At 72.6% G+C, this 18,218-nt stretch carries 14 protein-coding genes and 1 tRNA gene; 5 read left to right on the top strand and 10 right to left on the bottom strand.

Going from position 1 to position 18,218, the window contains the following annotated elements; genetic code table 11:
- Positions 1 to 52 precede the first annotated feature (52 nt).
- Positions 53 to 616 (bottom strand): NUDIX hydrolase, encoded by a 564-nt coding sequence (locus JT1_RS09700; RefSeq protein WP_068325614.1) that lies wholly within the window; start codon positions 614 to 616, stop codon positions 53 to 55.
- Positions 613 to 2,013: a zinc-dependent metalloprotease gene (locus JT1_RS09695; RefSeq protein ID WP_068325612.1), complete on the bottom strand. Its 1,401-nt coding sequence runs from the start codon at positions 2,011 to 2,013 to the stop codon at positions 613 to 615. The genes JT1_RS09700 and JT1_RS09695 overlap by 4 nt, the downstream gene beginning before the upstream one ends.
- Before the next feature lie 91 nt (positions 2,014 to 2,104).
- Between JT1_RS09695 and JT1_RS18380 the strand changes: the two genes are divergently transcribed.
- Positions 2,105 to 3,196: a YlbL family protein gene (locus JT1_RS18380; protein ID WP_068325610.1), complete on the top strand. Its 1,092-nt coding sequence runs from the start codon at positions 2,105 to 2,107 to the stop codon at positions 3,194 to 3,196.
- Between the two features lie 115 nt (positions 3,197 to 3,311).
- Here the strand turns inward: JT1_RS18380 and JT1_RS09685 are convergent, their stop codons facing one another.
- A complete protein-coding gene (locus JT1_RS09685; RefSeq protein ID WP_068325608.1) occupies positions 3,312 to 3,890 on the bottom strand; it encodes a PPA1309 family protein in 579 nt (192 codons plus the stop codon).
- Positions 3,891 to 4,013: 123 nt separating this feature from the next.
- On the opposite strand from JT1_RS09685, the gene JT1_RS09680 reads away from it, so the two are divergent.
- Complete coding sequence (locus tag JT1_RS09680) at positions 4,014 to 6,899, top strand: UPF0182 family membrane protein (protein WP_068325606.1); 2,886 nt, start codon at positions 4,014 to 4,016, stop codon at positions 6,897 to 6,899.
- A 50-nt stretch (positions 6,900 to 6,949) separates the two neighbouring features.
- Positions 6,950 to 7,026, top strand: a tRNA-Met gene (locus JT1_RS09675).
- A gap of 65 nt (positions 7,027 to 7,091) precedes the next feature.
- Here the strand turns inward: JT1_RS09675 and JT1_RS09670 are convergent.
- The 6 genes from JT1_RS09670 to JT1_RS09645 form a co-directional block, all read right to left on the bottom strand.
- Positions 7,092 to 8,666 carry an alkaline phosphatase D family protein gene (locus tag JT1_RS09670; protein WP_068325604.1) on the bottom strand — a complete coding sequence of 525 codons (1,575 nt, stop codon included), beginning with the start codon at positions 8,664 to 8,666 and terminating at the stop codon, positions 7,092 to 7,094.
- A 134-nt stretch (positions 8,667 to 8,800) separates the two neighbouring features.
- Positions 8,801 to 9,430, bottom strand: a complete 630-nt coding sequence (locus tag JT1_RS09665; protein WP_068325602.1) for an alpha/beta hydrolase — start codon at positions 9,428 to 9,430, stop codon at positions 8,801 to 8,803.
- Positions 9,427 to 9,939 carry a VOC family protein gene (locus tag JT1_RS09660; protein WP_068325600.1) on the bottom strand — a complete coding sequence of 171 codons (513 nt, stop codon included), beginning with the start codon at positions 9,937 to 9,939 and terminating at the stop codon, positions 9,427 to 9,429. Before JT1_RS09660 ends, JT1_RS09665 begins: the two co-directional genes overlap by 4 nt.
- Before the next feature lie 37 nt (positions 9,940 to 9,976).
- Positions 9,977 to 10,552: an NADPH-dependent F420 reductase gene (locus tag JT1_RS09655; protein ID WP_068325598.1), complete on the bottom strand. Its 576-nt coding sequence runs from the start codon at positions 10,550 to 10,552 to the stop codon at positions 9,977 to 9,979.
- A 106-nt stretch (positions 10,553 to 10,658) separates the two neighbouring features.
- A complete protein-coding gene (locus JT1_RS09650; protein ID WP_068325596.1) occupies positions 10,659 to 11,297 on the bottom strand; it encodes an NADPH-dependent F420 reductase in 639 nt (212 codons plus the stop codon).
- Complete coding sequence (locus tag JT1_RS09645; protein WP_218005579.1) at positions 11,294 to 12,361, bottom strand: LLM class flavin-dependent oxidoreductase; 1,068 nt, start codon at positions 12,359 to 12,361, stop codon at positions 11,294 to 11,296. The genes JT1_RS09650 and JT1_RS09645 overlap by 4 nt, the downstream gene beginning before the upstream one ends.
- Positions 12,362 to 12,483: 122 nt before the next feature.
- Here JT1_RS09645 and JT1_RS09640 point away from each other — a divergent pair, with 122 nt between their 5' ends.
- Together JT1_RS09640 and JT1_RS09635 are read left to right on the top strand one after the other, a co-directional pair.
- Positions 12,484 to 16,371 carry a Pls/PosA family non-ribosomal peptide synthetase gene (locus JT1_RS09640; protein WP_255218299.1) on the top strand — a complete coding sequence of 1,296 codons (3,888 nt, stop codon included), beginning with the start codon at positions 12,484 to 12,486 and terminating at the stop codon, positions 16,369 to 16,371.
- Positions 16,368 to 17,675: a M1 family metallopeptidase gene (locus JT1_RS09635; RefSeq protein ID WP_068325592.1), complete on the top strand. Its 1,308-nt coding sequence runs from the start codon at positions 16,368 to 16,370 to the stop codon at positions 17,673 to 17,675. The genes JT1_RS09640 and JT1_RS09635 overlap by 4 nt, the downstream gene beginning before the upstream one ends.
- Here the strand turns inward: JT1_RS09635 and JT1_RS09630 are convergent.
- Positions 17,642 to 18,145: a 4'-phosphopantetheinyl transferase family protein gene (locus JT1_RS09630; protein WP_169701946.1), complete on the bottom strand. Its 504-nt coding sequence runs from the start codon at positions 18,143 to 18,145 to the stop codon at positions 17,642 to 17,644. The genes JT1_RS09635 and JT1_RS09630 overlap by 34 nt on opposite strands.
- Between the last annotated feature and the right edge of the window lie 73 nt (positions 18,146 to 18,218).

Genomic DNA, 18,218 nt, shown 5'->3' with positions numbered 1-18,218 from the left:
CCACCCGAACCCGCATTCCCTTGGGGCAATGCACGATCGAGGCTGCATTGCCCTAGGGGAATGCGACCTCGGTGGCGTCGGCGGCGAGGGCGAGGACGGAGGCGTCCGTGTCCGGCGGCAGGGCGTCGACGGGCCACCACGCGACGTCGAGCGACTCGTCGGAGACGACCGGGTCGACCCCGGCACCGGCCACGGCCACCCAGCGCAGGTCGAGGTGCTCGGTGCACCGGCGAAAGCCCGACCCGAGCGCGTGCCGGTCGAGCTGGGCCAGCCCCGGCAGCAGGGTCAGCGCACCGGCGGGCAGGCCCGACTCCTCGACGGCCTCGCGCAGCGCGGCGGCGGCGACCGACGCGTCGCCGGGCTCGATGTGCCCGCCGAACTGCAGCCACCGTCCGACCTTGCGGTGCAGCGTCAGCAGCACCCGCTCCCGAGCCTCGTCGACGACGAGGCAGGAGGCGGTGAAGTGGGCGGGGGGGCCCCCCTTCGCCAGGACGTCAGGGGAGGCACCGGCGTGCGCGTCGAGGTGCCCGAGGTACTCGGCGCGCAGCGCCTCCTGGGCGGCGTCCGGCGCCGACCACGAGGTGAGCAGCGCCCGGAGGTCGTCCTCCCGGGTCACTCCTCGTCCGCCTCGCGCAGGATCGACTCGAGCGCGGCGTCGAGGTCGCTCGTGTCGGGCCCGCCGGCCGCCGTGCGATCGACGAAACCGAGCACGTCGTCGAGGTCGGCGCCCGTGGGCGCGACGTCCGGGTGCGCCCACACGCCGTCGCGACCGGTCGCGCCGAGCCGCTCCTCGAGCGCGGCGAAGAGGTTGGCGGCGTCGCGCAGCCGGCGCGGCCGCAGCTCGAGCCCGACGAGCCCGGCGAAGGTCCGCTCGGCCGGCCCACCCGTGGCCCGGCGCCGCCGGATCGTCTCGGTCATCGCGGCCGTGTGCGGCAGGTGCTCGCGGGTCGCCTGCGCGGCGACGTGGTCGACCCAGCCCTCGACGAGCGCGAGCAGCGTCTCGAGCTGCACGAGCGCCTGCCGTTGTGCCGCCGTCGGGCTCGGGTGCAGGAACCCACCGGTGAGCGCCTCCTGCAAGGCCTCTGCGTCGGTCGGGTCGGCGTCGCGCACCGCGGAATCGATCGCGTCGGTGTCGATGGCGATGCCGCGGGCGTAGGACTGGATCGCCGCGAGGATCTGCGGGCCGATCCACGGCACGGCGGTGAAGAGGCGCATCCGCGCCGCCTCGCGCGCCGCGAGGTGCAGCCACACCTCGTCGAGGCTCACGTCGAGCCCGTCGGCGAACCGCGCGACATTGCCCGGGAGCAGCGCCACCCGCGTCGTGAGCAGCGGCACGCCGGCCTCGGTCGCGGTGAGGGTGTCGGCCGACAGCGTCCCCACGGCCTCGGCCGTCTGCGCGGTCATCAGCTGCGAGGCCATCGTGTCGACGAAGGGAGCCAGCTGCTGCGTGAGTGCCGACAGGTCCATCCCGGGCGGCAGGCCCATCGCCTGCAGGTCGGGGGCGTCGGGGCCCTGCAGGCGTGAGGTCATCGACTCCCGGATCGCGGCGGACAGGCCGTCGGCGACGGGGTCGACGAGCGAGGCCCACACGGGCATCGTCGCCTCGATCCACTCGGAGCGGGAGAGCGCGGCGCCCGTGAGCGAGGGCGCCTCGAGCTCGGTCACCTGGTCGAGCCACATCGAGGCGACGTGCACGGCCTGCTCGGCGAGGACGGCCTCCCTGGTGCCCATCTCGTGATCCTCGGACTCGGCGACCTCCTGGGCGGTCGTGGTCGCGGAGGTGACGTCGACCCCCTTCGTCATGGCCCCGGGGGTGAACATCGACCTGACCTGCGAGGTCATCGCGGCCACCTGCGCGGGGTCGGCGTCGGCGATGCCCATGGCCTTGAGCTGCTCGAGGACCTGGGGTGGCAGGTCGCGGCCGCCGTTGAGGTCACGGAAGATCTTGGCGATCTCCGGTGGCAGACCGTCGTCCCCGGGGGAACCGGACGGGGTGCTGGGGTCGTTGCTCACGCTGGCGTCTCGTCTCTTCCTGAGAGGATGTGCTGTCCCCCAACCCAACCACGAGCGGTCCCGGATGGTTCCCACCCGGGCAGGAGGCCCTGTGAGCGATCCGACCCACACCACGTCGCGCAGCGAACGCGTCGCCACGTGGCTCATCGTGGTCTCGTTGGTCCTCCTCATCGTCGTCCTCGCGGGCACCTTCATCAAGGTCCCGTACGCGGTGGAGAAGCCCGGGCCGGCCACCGACACCCTGGGTCGCCTCGACGACGGCAGCCCGCTCGTCCGGGTCGAGGGCGCCAAGACGTACCCGACGGACGGCGCGCTGTTCTTCACGACGGTCCGCGTCCTCGGTGGCCCCGAGCGGCACATCAGCGGCTGGGAGTGGGTCGCCGGGCACCTCAACCCCGACGCGCGCGTGGTGCCCGAGGAGCAGATCTTCCCGAAGGACACGAGCGAGCAGGAGATCGAGCAGCTCAACGAGGCCCAGATGCAGGGCTCGCAGAAGAACTCGATCGCCGTCGGCATGCGCAGCACGGGTACCAAGGTCCCGCAGCGCAATGTCGTCGCCTCGATCGCCACGGGCCTGCCCGCCGACGGGGTGGTCAGGCTGCGCGACCGGGTCACCGCGGTCGACGGCAAGCCGGTCGCGCACGTCGCCGACATCGTCGCGGCGATCTCCGACCGCCAGCCGGGCGACGACGTCGAGCTGGGCATCACCCGCGGGGGCACGGCGCGCGAGGTCACGGTCAGGACGGCGGACCTCGGCGGCGGCCGCGCCGGCGTCGGGATCGGCGTCGAGGCGACGTACGACTACCCCTACGAGGTGCGCATCGACGCGGGCAACGTCGGCGGGCCGAGCGCGGGCCTGATGTTCGCCCTCGCCGTGCGTGACCGCCTCACCCCGGGCGCGATGACCGGCGGTCAGCAGATCGCCGGCACCGGCACCATCGACGACGCCGGCACGGTCGGCCCGATCGGCGGCATCGCGCAGAAGATGGTCGGCGCGCAGGACAGCGGGGCCACGTGGTTCCTCGCGCCCGACAGCAACTGCGCGGACGTCGTCGGCCATGTCCCGGACGGCCTGCACGTGGTCCCCGTCGGGGACTTCGAGGAGGCGTCCTCGACCGTCGAGGCCATCGCGAAGGGGGAGACCGCGGACTTCCCGACGTGCGAGGACGTCGTCAGGCAGTAGCGACCGTCTCCGCTCCCTGAGGAGGTCGCGAAGCGACCGTCTCCGCTCCCTGAGGAGGTCGCGAAGCGACCGTCTCCGCTCCCTGAGGAGGTCGCGAAGCGACCGTCTCGAAGGGTCAGTCCTCGAGCGTCGCCCGCAGCGCGTGCACCAGGCCCGGGGCGATGTCCTCGCCGGTGGCGACGCGGTCGTCGCGGTCGTTGGCCCGCTGGCGCAGCAGGCACACGGCGCGACCATCGCGGTGCACGGCGACGAGCAGGCGCACGTCCTCGCGCTGCGGGTGGGCCGCGAGCGCGGTCATGGCGTCCGCCGGGTCCTCCGGCAGGTCGCGCTCGGCGCCCGGCGGGATGACGATGCGCTCGACGGCGAGGGCGACGCCGTGGACGGTGTCGGGCCAGGCCATCCGCCCGAGGAGCGACTCGATGTCGGCGGTGCGGGGCAGGTCCTCCTGCTCGATCGCCGTCAGCGCACCCGGCGCCCGGTCGGCGGGGGAGCCGAACTGCGCGGCCAGGCCCGGCTCGGTCGCGACGAGCTCGGCGGTGTCGACGAGGGCGAAGACGCGCGGGTTCTGGTCCCACCCGGCCGAGGCGACGTGGCGCTCGGTCTCGAGGGCGGTGACGGCCAGGGGCTCCGTGGTGGACCCGGCCGGGGGCTCGGGGGACGTGTGGTCAGGTGACGAGTCGGGCACGGGGACCATGCTGCCCCATCGGCTCCCGGGTGGGCTGGGTACGGTAGCCCCACCATGAGCAGCGCGAGTTGGCCGGACGACGACAGAGGGGCGCCGCCGCCCCGGGACGAGGGTCCTCCACCCTCCCGACGCGTGCCCCGACGACGGTTGGTCCGGGTGGCGGTCGCCATCGGTGTCGCCCTCGTGCTCGTGACGCTCGCGGCGAGCCTGTGGACGGAGTCCCTGTGGTTCGGCTCGCTCGGCTACTCCGGGATGTGGTGGTCGCGCCTGCGCACCCAGCTCGTCCTCTTCGTCGTCGGCGCCCTGGTCACCGCCGTGCCGATCGGCGTGAGCCTGTGGCTGGCCTTCCGCACCCGGCCGCTCTCGGTCCCGATGACGCCCGGCGAGCAGGCGCTCGCCCAGTACCGACGGGCCATCGAGCCCTTCCGCAGGGTGACGGTCCTCGCCCTTCCCGCCGTGCTCGGCATCCTCGGCGGTCTGGCCGCCGCCGGTCAGTGGCAGACCTGGCTGCTGTGGCGCAACGGCAGCGGCACCGGGGTCTCCGACCCCGAGTTCGGTCGCGACGTCAGCTACTACCTCTTCGCGCTGCCGTGGTGGAGCTTCGTCGTCGGCTTCCTCACCGTGGCCGCGATCTCCTCGCTGCTCGCGGCGGTCTTCGCGCACTACGTCTACGGCGGCATCGTGCCGCCCGGTCGCGGACGCTCCACCCGCGCCGCCTTCCTCCACCTGGCGATCATCGCCTCGGTCCTCGCGCTGCTGCGGGCGTGGAGCTACCTCCTCGACGCCCACGGCCTGACGACGCGCGAAGGGGAGGTCCTCACCGGTGTCGGGTACACGGGCGCGAACGCCATCATCCCGACGAAGTACATCCTCGCCGTCGCCGCGGCCGTGTGCGCCGGGCTCTTCCTCGCGTCCGTCCGGTCACGCTCGTGGCGGCTGCCGCTCATCGCCGTGGGCACGCTCGTCGTCCTCTCGGTCGTCGTGGGCGCGATCTACCCGGCGCTGGTCGAGACGTACAAGGTCTCCCCGTCGCGCAACTCGCTCGAGGAGCCGTACCTCCAGCGCAACATCGACGCCACCCGCGCGGCGTACGGCGTGACCGGGGTGTCCACGTCGACCTACGACGCGGTCTCCGACGTCTCCTCGGGGCAGCTGCGCGAGGACGCGGCGTCGATCCCGGGCATCCGCCTGCTCGACCCCTCGGTGATGAGCGCGACCTACCAGGAGCTGCAGGCGCAGCAGCCGTACTACACCTTCCAGGACGACCTCGACGTCGACCGCTACGACGTCGACGGCGAGACGACCGACGTCGTCGTCGGCGCCCGGGAGCTCGACCTCGCGAAGGTCCCCGCCGACCGGCGGGACTGGGTCAACGACCACACGGTGTACACGCACGGCTACGGCCTCGTGATGGCCCGCGGCACCCAGGCCCGCGCCGGCAACCCGCAGTGGATCTCGCCGGAGAGCGAGATCGGGGAGTACGAGCCGCGCATCTACTTCGGTGAGGAGATGGACCACTTCTCGATCGTCGGGGAGGGCGACACGTCGACGCCGCGCGAGGTCGACCGCCCGACCGGCGGTGAGGAGTCGCGCTACACCTACCAGGGCAAGGGCGGCGTCTCGATCGGCTCGTGGCCGCGCCAGCTGGCGTACGCGATCACCCACCGCGACACCAAGTTCATCCTCTCCGACGCCGTCGGCTCGGACTCGCGGATGCTCGAGCACCGCACGCCCAGGGAGCGCGTCCAGCGCGTCGCGCCGTGGCTGACCCTCGACGACGACATCTACCCGACGATCGTCGACGGCCGCATCCAGTGGGTCGTCGACGGCTACACGACCTCGCAGAACTACCCGTACTCGACGGCCTTCTCGCTCTCGGGCGTGCAGACGGGCCAGGTCTCCTCGGTCCAGACGCAGCAGCAGAGCTCGCTCGTGGGTGACCGGGTCAACTACATGCGCAACTCGGTCAAGGCCACGGTCGACGCCTACGACGGGACGGTCAACCTCTACAGGTGGGACGAGACCGACCCGATCGTCGACGCCTGGGACAAGGCCTTCCCGGGGACCCTGAAGAGCAAGAGCGAGATCAGCGGCGACCTCATGTCGCACCTGCGCTACCCGGAGGACATCTTCCGGATGCAGCGGGCGGTCCTCGCCGACTTCCACGTGACCTCCGCGGCCGACTTCCGCGCCGGCCAGGACCGCTGGCGGGTGCCGGACGACCCGTCCCGCGGGGACGACGGCGTGGCCCAGCCGCCCTACTTCCTGTCCCTGGCGATGCCGGACCAGTCCTCCCCTTCGTGGTCGCTCACGTCGACGTACATCCCCCGGGGGTCGCGCAACGTCATGGCCGGCTACCTCGCCGTGGACGCCGACGCCGGTGACGTCAAGGGCAAGCCTGCGTCCGGCTACGGCGACCTGCGCCTGCTGTCGGTGCCGCGCAACACGACCGTGCCCGGCGTGGGCCAGGTGCAAAATGACATCGTCTCGTCCAACGCGACGTCGGGCGAAGGGGGGCAGACCCTCACCGACTACCTCAACAACGCCAACCGCGGCGGGTCGCAGGTCTCCTTCGGCAACCAGCTCGCGCTGCCGGTCGGGGAGGGCTTCCTCCACGTCGAGCCGATCTACCTCTCGTCGGCCTCCGGCACGAGCTACCCGCAGCTGCGGATCGTCGTCGTGACCTTCGGCGGCAAGGTGGCCTGGGCCCAGGACCTGGAGACGGCGCTCGACGAGCTCTTCGGCGGTGACGCCGGCGTCACGGGCGGCGGCGATCCGACCCAGCCGCCGAAGGAGCCGACGAAGCCGCCGAAGGAGCCCAAGAACCTCACGGCGGACGAGAAGAAGCTGCGCGAGGCGATCGCCGGGATGCAGAAGGCCTACAAGGACGGCCAGGACGCGCTGAAGGAGGGCGACTTCGCCGCCTACGACGAGGCGCAGAAGGAGCTGAAGGAGCAGCTCGAGGAGGCCGCGGAGGCCCAGCCCGGTGGGGGATCGGCGGACCTCGAAGGGAGCTGATTTGGTCTGCTCCGTCCGTTCACGTAGAGTTTCATCTTGCGAGGCAACGACGCGGGGTGGAGCAGTTCGGTAGCTCGCCGGGCTCATAACCCGGAGGTCGCAGGTTCAAATCCTGCCCCCGCTACCAAGGTCCTGAGGCTCGGCACCGTTCACACGGTGCCGGGCCTCAGGTCGTTTTCGTGGTGCGGGTCGTCAGACGACGGTGCCCTCGACGACCTCGGAGATGCCGGGGATCCCGTCCCGCACGACCGCGGTGGCGCGGGTGAAGACCGGGGCGTCCGGGCGGGTGACGTAGGGCAGCACCTTGATCTCCTGGCGCAGCTCCGACGTCGTGTAGATCGTCTTGTGGTAGCCACGGCGGGTGTTGCCCACCTTCAGCCAGGGGCTGGCCGCCATGCGGTCCCTGGCCTTCGCGTTCTGGTCCGAGCCGTCGCCACCGGAGGTGATCGAGGTGGCCATGAAGTCGGCCCCGACGACCGCAGAGCCGGGCTCGTCGAAGTTGACCAGCAGGTCGGAGGCCATGTTCCAGTGCCCGTTGCCGGCCATGTGCACGAAGTTGCGCACACCCAGGTCGTGGATCCGGCTGAGCAGCTGGGTCCGGTACCACGCGTACCCGTCCCACGGGTCGTTGGGGACGTCCACCGCGGGGCCGACGGCTGCGTCCTGCTGGGCCATCTGGACCGGGTCGGCCATGACGCGCCAGCGCACCGACCGGTCCGCCAGGCCGTCGAGCAGCCACTTCTCCTGGGTGTCGCCCAGCATCGTGCGGTCCGGGGTCCATCGATCGGTGGCATTGGTCGCCCCGGGGTTCTGGAAGGAGCGGTACTGGCGGGTGTCGACCATGTGCACGTCGGCGAGGCGCCCGAACCGGAGGCGCCGGTAGGCCTGGATGTCGTTGCCGACCGGACGCTGGGCCTTGCGCAGGGGGAGGTTCTCGTACCAGGCCTGGAGCGCCCGGGCACGGCGCGCCAGCCACACGTCACGATCCTGGTCGGGTTCGCTGTCGATCTGGGACCTGTCCGCCGCCCAGTTGTTCTCGACCTCGTGGTCGTCGAAGACGCAGAAGAAGGGCGCCGACCCGCGGGCGGCGATCAGGTCGGGGTCGGCGTTGTACTGGCCGAAGCGCACGCGGTAGTCGGCCAGGTCCCAGATCTCCTTGCTGGGAGCATGCGCGCGACCGATGGAGCCGGCCCCCGCGCCTTCGTAGATGTAGTCCCCCACGTGCATGACCAGGTCGACGTCCTCGTCGGCGATGTGGCCCAGCGCCGTGAAGTAGCCGGCGGGGTAGCTCTGGCAGGTCGCCAGGACCGAGGTGAACGACTGGATGTCGGCCCCGGGGGCGGGGGCCGTCTTGGTCCGCCCCACCTGGCTGATCTCGGTGCCGACGCGGAAGCGGTACCAGTACTCGCGGCCGGGCTCGAGGCCGTCGACCTCGGCGTGCACGGAGTGGCCCCACTCGGGGGTCGCCAGTTCGACACCGCGACGCACGATCGCCCGCGCGGCGAAGGACGGGTCGGACGACACCTGCCACTCCACCGGGATCAGCTGGCGCGGATCACGCAGCCCGCCGAGACCGTCCAGGGCTGTGGGTTCGGGCGCGAGTCGCGTCCAGAGCACGACGCTCGTGGGCCACGGGTCGCCGGACGCGACACCGCAGGCGAAGGGGTTTGATCCGACCCGAGGGTCGGCCGCGGCCACCGACGGGGCCAGGACTGCGGAGCCGGCGGCGGCGCCGGCGACGAGAAGCGAACGGCGGGACAGCGTCATGTCAGAGAACCTCCAGGGGGGAACAGGCCATGACGGAACCTAGGCAGCGCCGGTGGCTCCTCCCTGAATGCCAGACGACGCCTCGGGGACCCCCTGACGACCAACGGGGGCCGGGCGACGGACGGGGGGTCCGCTCAGCCGGTGAACCCCTGCAGCCACCCGATGATCGCCTGCAGCGTCGCCTGCGAGATGCCGTGCCCACCCGGGTCGCGGTGGCCGGTCACGGTGGCGCCCGACTCGTCGTGCAGGTAGCTCCACGTGCGGTCGAGCAGCTCGCGCGGGATGACGTGGTCGGCGTCGCCCTGGGTGACGACCACCGGCAGGCCGGCGAGGCGCTGCGGCGTCACGGGCACGCCCGCGTCGAAGGGCAGCGTCGCGTGGAGGATCCCGGCGCCCGCGTAGCGCTGCGGTTCGTCGAGGACGAGCCCGCCGGCGAAGGCCCCGCCGCCGCTGAAGCCGATGACCACGACGGGCCGCCCGGTCGGGGCCGCCTCGTCGAGCCACTCGCGGAACCACGCCATCGTCGCGTCGAGCGACTCGGCGACGGGTCGGCCGATGCCGCGGTTGGCGAACCAGGCGAAGCCACCCCCTTCGGCGATCGGCGCCCGCACGGCGGCGTAGGAGAGCCCGCTCGGGAGGTGGGGTGCCAGGGTGAGGATCTCGCGCTCGTCGGAGCCACGACCGTGCAGCAGCACGACGAGCGGCTGGGTCGGGTCGTCCTCGCCGTGGTGGGCGACGACCGCCGGGGCGAAGGCCGCGCTCATGCGTCCACCTCGCGCGGGACGAGCTCACCGGCGGTGGCCACGCCGGCCCACCGATCGATCTCGCCGGGCAGGTCCAGCGCCTCGACCGGGGCGGCGTTGTCGTACGCGCCCCACTCGCTGCGCGGCAGCATCCACATGACCTCGAACTCGTTGCCGTCGGGGTCGTGGGCGTAGATGCTCTTCGTCGCGCCGTGGCTGGACTCGCCGGCGTACGCGCCGAGCCCGGCGAGGGTGGTGCGCGCCTCGTCGAGGTCCTCGATCGTGTCGACCTGCCACGCGAGGTGGTACAGCCCGATCGAGCCGCGCGGGCGGGGCGGCTGGGCGCCGACCCCGAAGAGGCCGAGGTCGTGGTGGTTGGTCGAGCGCGGCATGCGCAGGAAGGCGGCGCGCATCCGCGGCTCGTACGCGATGGTCTCCGCGCCGAAGGCGGCCTGGTAGAAGGCGATGCTGCGCTCGACGTCGGCGACGAAGAGCACGGCGTGGTTGAGGCGGACGGCTGGGATGGGCACAGGTGGTTCCTTCCGTGAGAGGGGAGCGAAGGGGGCGTCAGGAGACGATGCCGAAGCCCTCGGTCCAGGCGAACTTCTCGCGGGCAGCGAGGGTGATCTGCAGGAAGCCGAGGGCCTCGAGCTCGCGGGCGCGCTTGAGGGCGCCGGCGTCGATGACCTTGAGGCCGCCCGAGGTGAGGACCTCGGTGACGGTCTGCTTGGCGGCCTCGTCGTCACCGGCGACCAGGGCGGTGGTCGTGAGCGGGCCGACGGTGCCCTCGGCGAGGGTGCTGGCGAAGTTGGTGTTGAAGGCCTTGACGACCTGCGAGGACGGCAGCGCCGTGGCGATCTTGGCGGCCATCGAGCTGTCGGCCGGGACGACCAGGTCGTCGAAGGTGTCGAAGTCGACGGGGTTGGTCAGGTCGACGACGACCTTGCCGGCGAGCTGGTCGGCGCGGGTGGCGATGATCTCGTCGATGGCCGTGTGGGGGACCGCGAGGACGACGATGTCGCCGGTCACCGTCGTGCCCTGGTCCTCGGTCCCGAGGAGCTGGACCGGGTGACCGCCGCGCTCGGCGACCGCCTGGATCGCGCTGCCCATGTTGCCCGTGCCGAGGATGGAGATGCTGGTCATGGTGACTCCCTAAAAGTTGTTGGATCAACTAACTGATGGGATCAACCTACTCCGATTTACTTGTACCGTCAAGTAATATGCGCCGAGCGGCCGCCCGGGTTCCGTCTCACCCGCGGGTGGAGACCCCGACCAGCTCCCGCAGCGCGTCCGCCTCGACGTTCGCCCCGAAGGCGGGGGCGCCAGGCTCGAGGCGGCGACCGTCGGCGAGCGATCCGATGGCCACCGGGTCGAAGCCGAGGCCGTCGACGAGCTCCGCCACCGCGGCCACGTCCTGCGCGGAGTCCCCGGCGATCGCGATCGCGCGGCGGCCCGCCGCGCCGGCGGGCCGGGCCCCGTCCTCGAGGTCGTGGTAGCCCATGTGGTTGAGCCCCTTGACGACGCGCGAGCCCGGCAGGTGGGTCGCGACGATCTCGCTGGTCGTCGTGCGCGGGTCGGTCAGGTCGTCGCGGATGCCGTCGACCTCCCACCAGTAGTTCATCGCGTCGACGACGAGCTTCCCGGCGAGCGCGTCGGCCGGGATGCCCGCGTACTTCCCGAGGGGAAGGGCGAGGACCACGACATCCGCTCGGGTGGCCACCTCCTGCGCCGTCGTCGCCACGGCACCGGGTGCCAGGACCTCGACGGTGAGCGCGATCCGCTCGGGGTCGCCGGAGCCGGCGACGAGCACCTCGTGGCCGGCGGCGACCGCGAGCCGGGCGAGGACGGTACCGAGCTTCCCGGCGCCGAGGATGCCGACGGTGCTCATGCGTCGCCCCCTTCGTCCGTCGTGCCCGCGAGCAGCTCCCGCACCCGCGGCGCGACCTCGCGGCCGTAGAGCTCGACGGCCCGCAGGCGGGCGTCGACCGGCGTGCTCCCGCTCGTGTAGACCATGTCGAAGCGGCGCGCGTCGATCGCGCGCATGGCGCCGGCGATGCGCTGGGCGACCGTCTCGGGGGAGCCGATGTACAGCGAGCCGTGGGCGATCTCGTCCTCGAAGGACTCGCGGGTCACCGGCGGCCACCCGCGCTCCGCCCCGAGTCGGTCGCGGTTGCGCTTGTAGTGCGGCCAGACGATGTCCGCGGCCTCCTGGTCGGAGTCGGCGACGAAGCCGTGCGAGTGCATCCCGACCGGGTGGGCCGTCGTGCCGAGCTGCGCGGCCGCCCTGCGGTAGAGGTCGACGTAGGGCGCGAAGCGCCCGGGAGCACCGCCGATGATCGCCAGCATGAGCGGGAAGTCGTAGCGGGCGGCGCGGATGACCGACTGCGGCGAGCCGCCGACCCCCACCCAGGTGTCGAGGTGGCCGGACTCGGTCCGGGGATGGATCTCGGCGCCCTGCAAGGGTGCTCGCGTCGTCCCCTGCCACGTCACGGGCTGCTCCTTGAGCACCTCGGCGAAGAGCTCGATCTTCTCCTCGAAGAGGGTGTCGTAGTCGGCGAGGTCGTAGCCGAAGAGCGGGAAGGACTCGGTGAAGGAGCCACGCCCCAGGATGACCTGCGCGCGACCGCCCGACATCGCGTCGACGGTGGAGAAGCGCTGGAAGACGCGCACCGGGTCGTCGGAGGAGAGGACGGTGACGCCGGACGCGAGCTTGATGCGCTCTGTGCGCGTCGCGAGCCCGGCGAGGACGGTCTCGGGGGAGGAGATCGCGTAGTCGGAGCGGTGGTGCTCACCGAGCGCGATGACGTCCACCCCCACCTGGTCGGCGAGGACGCCCTCCTCGACGACCCGGCGGATCGCCTCCGCCTCGGAGACGAGGTTGCCGCGGCCGTCCTCGGGGATGTCGCCGAAGGTGTCGAGCCCGAGCTCGATCTGGGTGATGGGCGTGGTCATCGTGGCCTTCCGGGAAGAGGGTTGTTGTCAAATCAATCAACTGGTGGCGTCGACAGGCTATTCCGTCGGGCGGCTACCTGCTGCCGCGCAGGGTGTTCACCTCGGTGCGGGATCATGCGCCGGTGACCTCCCCTTCGGCCCTCCTCCCGTCGCTCCTCGCGGGTGACCGCGCGCCGACACCGCGCACCCTCGTCGACATCTTCACGGGGGTCGTGGCCGCGCACCCGGACGCGCCGGCCGTCGACAGCGGGCAGGAGATGCTCACCTACGCCGAGCTCGCGGAGGCCGCGTCCGCGCTCGCCGAGCAGCTGGCGGATCTCGGCATCGGGCCCGGGGACAAGGTCGGCGTGCGGATCCGCTCGGGGTCGACCGACCTCTACGTCGCGATCATCGGGATCATCCTCGCCGGCGCCGCCTACGTCCCGGTCGACGCCGACGACCCCGACGAGCGGGCGCGGGTGGTCTTCGAGGAGTCGGCGGCCGTGGCGATCGTCGGCAACGACCTCGTCGTCACGACCACCGCTGTGGGACGAGGCCGCCCGCCGATCGAGCCGCCGCCGCCGACGACCGGGGACGACGCCTGGGTGATCTTCACGTCCGGCTCCACCGGCACGCCGAAGGGGGTCGCCGTCACCCACCGCAACGCGGCCGCCTTCGTCGACGCCGAGGCGCAGATGTTCCTGCGGGAGGACCCGATCGCGCCGGGGGACCGGGTCATGGCCGGGTTGTCGGTCGCCTTCGACGCGAGCTGCGAGGAGATGTGGCTCGCGTGGGCGTACGGCGCCTGCCTGGTGCCGGCCCCGCGCTCGCTCGTGCGCTCCGGCGTCGACGTCGGGCCGTGGCTCGTCGCCAACGAGATCACCATCGTCTCGACCGTCCCGACCCTCGTCGCGCTGTGGCCGCCGAGCTCGCTCGCACGGGTGCGGCTGCTCATCATGGGCGGCGAGGCCTGCCCGCCGGAGCTCGCCGCCCGGCTCCAGGCGCCGGGCCGCGAGGTGTGGAACACCTACGGCCCCACCGAGGCCACCGTCGTCGCGTGCGGCGCGATGCTCGACGGCAGCGCCCCCGTGCGCATCGGCCTGCCGTTGGCCGGCTGGGACCTCGCGGTCGTCGACCAGGACGGCGTGCCGGTCCCCGAGGGCGGGTCCGGCGAGCTGATCATCGGCGGCGTCGGCCTGGCCCGCTACCTCGACCCCGCCAAGGACGCCGAGAAGTACGCCCCCATGCCCACCCTCGGCTGGGAGCGCGCCTACCGCTCCGGCGACGTCGTGCGCAACGACCCGCTCGGCCTCGTCTTCGCCGGCCGGGCCGACGACCAGATCAAGCTCGGGGGTCGCCGCATCGAGCTCGGCGAGATCGACGAGCAGCTGCTGCGCGTCCCGGGGGTCGTCTCCGCGGCCGCCGCGGTCCGCTCGACCCGGGCGGGCAACAAGCTCCTCGTCGGCTACCTCACCGTCGCCGACGACTACGACGCCGCCCTGGCCCGCGACCTCCTGCGCGAGCGGATGCCCGCGGCCCTCGTCCCGCGCCTCGCGGTCGTCGAGGAGCTGCCGACCCGCACCTCCGGCAAGGTGGACCGCGACGCGCTGCCGTGGCCCCTCCCTTCCCCCGGGACGAAGGGGGAGCCCCCCACCGCCTCGCTCAGCCCGACCGCGCAGTGGATCTCCGCGATCTGGGCCGAGGTCATCGGGGCGCCGGCGAGCAGCCCGACCGATGACTTCTTCGACCTCGGCGGTGGCTCGCTCACCGCGGCGCAGGTCGTGAGCCGGCTGCGCGACAAGCACCCCGAGGCCACCGTCGGCGACGTCTACGAGCACTCGAGGATCAGTGACCTCGCCGCCTGGCTCGACGAGGCGTCGGCGAGCTCGACGATGGTGCGGTCCGACCGTCGCGTGCAGCCGATCCGCACGGGGACCCAGGTCGCCCAGCTCGTCGGGATGGTCCCCCTGCGGGCGCTCGCCGGACTGCGCTGGCTCGCCTGGCTGGCGCTCGGCTCGACGGTGGCGGCCGCGCTCGGCGGGCCCGACTGGCTGCCGACGACCTCCCCGTGGCTGCTCGGCGTCTCGACCCTGCTCCTGCTCACCGCTCCCGGGCGGATGACCCTCGCCGCCCTGCTCGCCCGCGCGGTGCTGCACGGCGTCGAGCCCGGCTCGCACCCGCGCGGCGGGGCGGTGCACCTGAGGCTGTGGTTCGCCGCGCGCATCCAGGACGAGCTCGCGGCCGCGGGCCTGTCCGGCGCCCTCTTCTTCCGGTGGTACGCCCGGCTGCTCGGGGCGAGCGTCGGCACGGGCGTCGACCTGCACAGCCTGCCTCCGGTGACCGGGTGGCTCACCGTGGGCCGGGGTGCGGCGATCGAGCCCGAGGTCGACCTGCAGGGCCACTGGATCGACGGTGACGTCGTCCACGTCGGTCCGGTCAGCATCGGCCCACGCGCGCGCGTCGGTGCCCGCAGCACCCTCTCGCCCGGCGCCGTCGTCGGCGAGGGGTCCGAGATCGCGCCCGGCTCCCACGTGCTCGGCGCGGTCGCCGCGGGCGAGTTCTGGTCCGGGTCGCCGGCGGAGCGCCAGGCAGCGGCGCGGGGGCCGTGGTCGTCCGAGGAGGCGCCCGCGCCGCGCGGGTGGCTGGCCGGGTACGGCGTGCTCGCGCTGCTGGTCTCCGCCCTGCCGGGTCTGGGCGTGCTCGCGGGGGCCGCGCTCGTGTGGCCAGCCGTCTCCGACAGCACCGGTCTCGGTGACGCGCTCGTCGCCGCCCTGCCGTGGCTGCCGCTCGCCGCGGTGGTCGGCTTCGTCGTCCTCGGGCTGCTCGTCGTCGTGCTCACCCGCGTGCTCGCGACCGCGATCGAGCCGGGGCACTACCCCGTCCGCTCCCGCCAGGGCCTGGCCATCTGGGGCACGGTCCGCCTCCTCGACGAGGCCCGCGACTGGCTATTCCCGATCTACTCCAGCGCCTTCACGCCCGTGTGGCTGCGCCTCCTCGGCGCGCGCATCGGCACCGGCGTCGAGGCCTCGACCGTGCTGATGATCCCCAAGCTCGTGCGGGTGAACGACCACGCCTTCCTCGCCGACGACACCCTCGTCGGCTCCTACGAGCTCGGTGGCGGCTGGATCCGCGTCGAGCGGGTCAAGGTCGGCAAGCGCTCCTTCGTCGGCAACTCCGGCATGCTCGCGCCGGGTCGGCGGGTGCCCAAGCGCTCGCTCGTCGCCGTGCTCTCCGCGGCCCCTGGTCGCTCGGTCGCCAGGGCCGGCCAGTCCTGGCTCGGCTCGCCCCCGCGCAGGCTGCGCCGTACCGCCGCGGAGCAGGACTCGAGCCGGACCTACGACCCGCCGACCCCGCTGAAGGTCCTGCGCTCGCTCGTCGAGCTGGGCCGGGTCGTGCCGCTCTGGTGCACGATCGCGCTCGACGTGCTCGTCGCCGCCGCGCTCCTGCGGCTGCTCGAGGTCTCGCCCTGGCTCGCGCTGCTCCTCGCCGGGCCGGTGATGATCCTCGGCAGCCACGTCGCGGCCGGCACCACCGTCGCCGCCAAGTGGCTGCTCGTCGGTCGGCACCGCCCCGGCGAGCACGAGCTGTGGACCTCCTTCGTCTGGCGCAACGAGCTCGCCGACACCTTCACCGAGATGCTCGCGGCGCCGTGGTTCGCGCGGATCACCGCCGGCACACCGGCGCTCAACGCGTGGCTGCGGCTCATGGGGAGCAAGGTCGGGCAGGGCGTCTGGTGCGACACCTACTGGCTGCCCGAGAGCGACCTCATCGAGCTCGGCGACGGCGCGACCGTCAACCAGGGCTGCGTCGTGCAGACGCACCTCTTCCACGACCGCGTGCTCAGCATGGACACCGTCACCCTCGGGGCCGGCGCGACCCTCGGCCCCAACAGCGTGATCCTCCCGGCGGCCAGCGTCGGCAGGCACGCGACCGTCGGACCCGTCTCGCTGGTCATGCGCGGCGAGGGCGTACCCTCGCGGACACGCTGGATCGGCAACCCGATCGGCCCGTGGGAAGGAGAGGACGCATGATGCGGCGAGGGAGCGACCCCTACGTCCCCGGGCACGGCGACTCGTCCTACGACGTCGAGCACTACGACCTCGAGATCGGCTACCGCGTCGACGGCAACCGGCTCGACGGCGAGGCGACCCTGCGGTGCCGGGCCAACGAGCCGATCGACCGGATCGACCTCGACCTCCACTCCCTTCGCGCGGTCAAGGTCCACGTCGACGGTGCGGTCGCCAAGCACCGGGCCCACCTCGGTCGCGTCACCGTGCAGCTCGGGCGGACGGTCCCCGAGGGAGAGGACTTCGAGGTCCGGGTGCGCTACTCCGGCAACCCCAAGCCGATCCGCAGCCGCAAGCTCGGCGAGGCCGGCTGGGAGGAGCTCGAGGACGGGGTCATCGTCGCGGCCCAGCCGCACGGCGCCCCCTCGTGGTTCCCGTGCAACGACCGCCCGGACGACAAGGCGACCTACGACATCGCGATCACCGTGCCCAAGGGCTACCACGTGGCCGTCGCCGGTGAGCCCGCCGGGCAGACCCACGGCCGCTCGGTCACGTGGCGCTACACGCAGCAGGCGCCGATGCCCACCTACCTCGCCACGGTGCAGATCGGCCGCTACGAGGTCATCGAGCAGACCGGCGCCCCCGTGCCGGTGCGCGTCGTCGCGCCCAAGGACCGCCCGCGCGAGGGCTTCGAGGCCGCCTTCGGCATGCAGCCGCAGATGCTCGGCTTCTTCACCGAGACCTTCGGCGACTACCCCTTCGAGTCGTACACCGCGGTGATCACCGACGACGACCTGGAGATCCCGCTCGAGTCGCAGGGGCTGTCGACCTTCGGCCGCAACTTCATGTGCGACGACTGGGAGTGCATCCGCCTCGTCGCCCACGAGCTGAGCCACCAGTGGTGGGGCAACTCGGTGACGCTCACGCACTGGCGTGACATCTGGCTGCACGAGGGGTTCGCCTGCTACTCCGAGTGGCTGTGGTCCGAGCGCATCGGCCTGATGACCGTCGGTGAGCGCGCCGAGGTGCACCACGCCAGGGTCCGTGACGACGACGGGCCCGACCTGCTCCTCGGGGACCCGGGCCCCGAACTGATGTTCGACGACCGCGTCTACAAGCGCGGCGCGCTCACCCTGCACGCGCTGCGGGCGAGGGTGGGGGACGCGAGGTTCTTCGACGCGTTGCGCACCTGGGCCGATACGCACCGCCACGGCAATGTCACGACGGCGATGTTCGTCGAGCACGCCGAGAGGGTGACGGGTGAGGACCTCGGCGGGCTCTTCGAGGAGTGGCTCTACTCCGTCGAGCTGCCGCCGCTGCCCGGCTGAGACCCGAGCACGGCCACCGCGGCCACGAGCCCGGCGGGGGCCTCGAGGTCGACGAGCTGCCAGTCGGCACAGCGGATCTGGCTCATCGGTGTGCGCATGCCCGCGCCGAGCGCCTTGAGCACCGCCTCCTTGCGGCACCACATCGCCGCGCGCTCGGCGGGGGTGTCGGCGCGCTCGTCGGGGTGGAGCACGAGAGCCGGGTCCCAGCGGGCCGCGACCGCCTCGAGCGACTCGACGTCGACGCCGACGGGGCTCGCGGCGACGGCGGTGAGCACGTGGTCGCCGTAGCGGGAGAGGCTCACGTGCGGCGAGCTGCCGTCCGCCAAGCGCACCCACGGGCGGCCGTGGGAGCCCGAGCCGCAGGCCGGGCAGAGGTGACCCGTGGTGACCGGCACGGGGTGGTCGACGTGCGCGCGGAGGGCGTCGTGGGTCGAGGCCCGGTGGTGCCACATGACGTCCGGTCGGTCCACGGCCGTGAGTCTAGGAGCAGGCAAGTACTTGACGCGACAACTACTCTCTTCGTATCTTGGTTGTACTGACAAC

Source organism: Janibacter terrae NBRC 107853, from assembly GCF_001591405.1.
Taxonomy (GTDB): domain Bacteria; phylum Actinomycetota; class Actinomycetes; order Actinomycetales; family Dermatophilaceae; genus Janibacter; species Janibacter terrae.
The sequence above is the reverse complement of the archived record's forward strand: the minus strand, read 5'-3'. Positions and strand labels throughout refer to the sequence as shown.